We start from the raw sequence: 3,464 nt of genomic DNA, 5'->3' as shown, positions 1-3,464 counted from the left end.
TTACAATCACAACAGAAGAATATCTTGTACAAAGGGTCTACTTCGAATCTTGAGTTAAGAATTATTCAACATAATGAAGGACTCGTTGCATTTACTAAGAAATACAGACCATGGTTTCTCGTATACCATGAAACATTTTCAACCAGAAGTGAGGCTATGGCTAGAGAAAAATTTTTCAAATCAGGTAAGGGACGTGAATGGTTAAAACAAATCATCAATAAATCTGCATAGCTCAATCCGCCTCAGGCGGAAGCATCACGACTACGGATCAGAAGGTTTTAGGTTTTCCGCAACCGCGGATAACGCGGTCACAAGAAAGAAAGGGTTAACTAAATAGTTAACTTTTTTTTATGCCCCTACTTAAAAAAATCAGAAGATTTAAGATTTTACAACACGATCATATCAAAATGAAAAAGGGCTCGTCATCACAGACGAACCCTTTTCTTTATCATTTGAGGGGTTACAAATGATTATCTTTTGATTTTGAGTAGCTGTACTACTTTTCTTCTATTACCCTGGATAAACTCTGCAAAGTAAGTTCCTGATTGGTAGTTGTGACCTACTTCAACAGTTGCGTTTGAACCCAGTTTCACCCTGTTGTCTACTACCCTTCCCAATACATCCACTACTTTCATATTAACCGGAGCATCATATTTGCTTTCAAGTTTCAATGTAAAGTAAGTTGCACTTGGATTTGGCATCACAGTTACCTTCAGCTCTTCATTCGTACTCGCTTTAGACTCACCTTCCACTACTGCTTTTGAAATCAGCGCATTGGAAACAGTTGTTGGTGCAGGCTCTGCACATGGTGTCATTGCACAGGTTCCAAGTCTGTCGCCGTCATGTTTGCCAATATGGGTAGCGACTGCATTCACACTGATCTCCAGGGTCTGAGGATTGCTCTTATTACCCGGAGGCAGGTGACAGATATACACTTTAGCCGGACTTCCCTTCAATCCTGTACCAGGCACTCTGATATCTTTCACACAGATCGTAATTGTGCAGGTTGAAGTACATCCAAAGTTATTGGTAACAGTAACCGTGAATGTATAATTACCCGGTGCTGTTGGTGTGAATACAGGTGCTGCAGCAGTTGTACTACTCAACATTTGTGTTGCAGTACCACTCCACTGGTAAGTATAACTACTACCACCGGTTGCTGCCACATTCAATACCGTACTCTGCGCACCATAACCCAGATAGATATTATTCGGATTACCACCTGTAAACACATTGCTGGTTGGTACCGAAGTAATAGAACAGCTTGGCAATTGTCCAACTACCGTTACAGTAGCTGATGCCGTATTCGTATTGCCATTCACATCGGTTACAGTAAGTATTACAGTATTGCTACCGATATTGTTACAGTTGAAGTTGGCAGGAGAAACGGTCATGGTGGCAATTCCACAATTATCAAATGAGCCGTTATTGATCTGTGCCGCTGTAACAGATGCAGCACCATTTACTAATGTAACTGTAACAGGTTGGGTAACCACTGTTGGAAGTATATTATCCTGTACAGTGACTGTTGCATTTGCAGAAGCAATATTTCCGTGTATATCTGTTACTGTTAACAATACGGTGTTCTCTCCTACATTGCTACAGTTGAAATTCATTTTATCCAATACTATACTTGCAATGGTACAGTTATCAGTTGATCCATTATTGATCTGCGATGTAGTAATCGAAGCCTGTCCATTCGCACCCAACTGAACAACGATATTGTTTGTCTTCACCACCGGCAACTCGGTATCATTCACTACAACTGTTTGAGTAGTAGTTGCATCATTACCATGTATGTCTGTGACTTTCCAAGTTATGGTTGTTGTACCTACTGGATATTCAGCGCTTAATGATGCATGATCACTACGTACACCCACAACAGAAGCAATATCACAATTATCTGCGGTACTTGGCTGTGCAATCATAACACTTGCTCCACACTTACCCGCATCATTATTAACGTTTACATTCGTTACACTGATGGTTGGTTTTTCGTTATCTGCAACTACAATCGTTTGAGTAGTAGTTGTATGATTACCATTCACATCTCTAACAGTCCATGTTATGGTTGTAGTACCTACTGGGTAATCTGCTGTCAGCAATTGATTATCGCTACGTACTCCTGAAATAGTAGCTACTCCACAATTATCATCGGTTTCTGGTTGAGCAATTACAACACTTGCACCACACTTACCTTCATCATTGTTAACGTTTACATCTGTCACACTGATAGTTGGCTTTTCATTGTCTACTATTACTACAGTTTGTGTTGCTGTAGTCTTATTTCCATGAATATCTGTTACAGTCCATATTACCGTAGTAGAACCTATCGGGAATATGCCTGTAGTTGGAGCATCATTTGTAACAGATGCTACACCACAATTATCACCTGTTGCAGGTGCACCCAATGTTACAGTTCCAGTACAAAGTCCGGCTGTATTATTGCCCTGAACATCTGCAGGTGCTGTGATAGTTGGGTTTTGATTGTCCACTACTGTTACTGTAAATGAACAGCTTGAGGATCCTACTGCATTGGTAGCAGTAGCTACAACAGTTGTGGTTCCTACAGGGAAGCTTGCTCCAGATGCTACCGGATTACCATCAATTGTATAAGTAATACTAGATGCCGGAATGCCTACTGTTTCTGTTGCAGCGAAATTCACGTTAGCTGCACAGGTGCCAACGGCTGCATTCACTGTAATATTAGCCGGACAACTAATCACAGGTGCCACTCCTACTACCGTTACGGTAAATGAACACTGTGTTGATAATCCTGCCGCATCGGTAACACGATAAGTAACTGTTGTGGTACCAATTGGGAAAGTGGATCCGCTGGCAAGACCTGCAGTTCTTACGGTTGTGGCGCCACTACAATTATCTGTACCTACAGGTGTCGTATAATTCACCACTGCACCGCCGGCACTAGTAGCAGTAACTGAAATATTTGCAGGGCAATGGATCACCGGTGGTTGTACATCACGTACAGTTACGGTGAAGCTACATGTGCTTTCATTGCCTGATTCATCCCTCGCAACAAATGTATTCGTGGTAACACCCACTGGGAATACAGAACCTGATGGTAATCCGGCTGTTTGCGTAATCGTAATTTTTGGTGTAGACATGCTTGTTCCATCTACCCATTTCCATCCTCCATAATTCTGCGAATCATTGCCTGGTTCAATGTATTTCGAATCACTAAGATCCTGATATCCCCCTACCCATGCAATACCAGAAGAGGCAACAAAACTATTCTCAGCCTGTGTATTAATCGAAACCAGATCGCCGCCAATGGATTGTGCAGATAAACGGGCATTGATCCAGGTAGCTGTACTGGTAGATACATAGTAGGTATGTCCACCAAACTCTCCGATTCTTGTATAGCCGGGGAAGCTTGTAGTAATGATCGTATTAAATTCTACGATCCATTTGTTAAGCGTTGTGTTCTGCAAATCATCCCAGGT

The 3,464-nt window shown here is 41.7% G+C and carries 2 protein-coding genes; one reads left to right on the top strand and one right to left on the bottom strand.

The window, feature by feature from the left end:
- Positions 1 to 231 (top strand): GIY-YIG nuclease family protein (locus ACTIEV_RS15440; protein ID WP_439516809.1); only part of this gene is annotated, 231 nt, incomplete at its 5' end.
- A 239-nt stretch (positions 232 to 470) separates the two neighbouring features.
- Here ACTIEV_RS15440 and ACTIEV_RS15435 read toward each other — a convergent pair.
- A partial coding sequence (locus ACTIEV_RS15435) for an HYR domain-containing protein (protein ID WP_439516808.1) occupies positions 471 to 3,464 on the bottom strand: 2,994 nt, incomplete at its 5' end.

The organism is Sediminibacterium sp. (genome assembly GCF_051861365.1).
GTDB lineage: Bacteria > Bacteroidota > Bacteroidia > Chitinophagales > Chitinophagaceae > Sediminibacterium.
The sequence above is the reverse complement of the archived record's forward strand: the minus strand, read 5'-3'. Positions and strand labels throughout refer to the sequence as shown.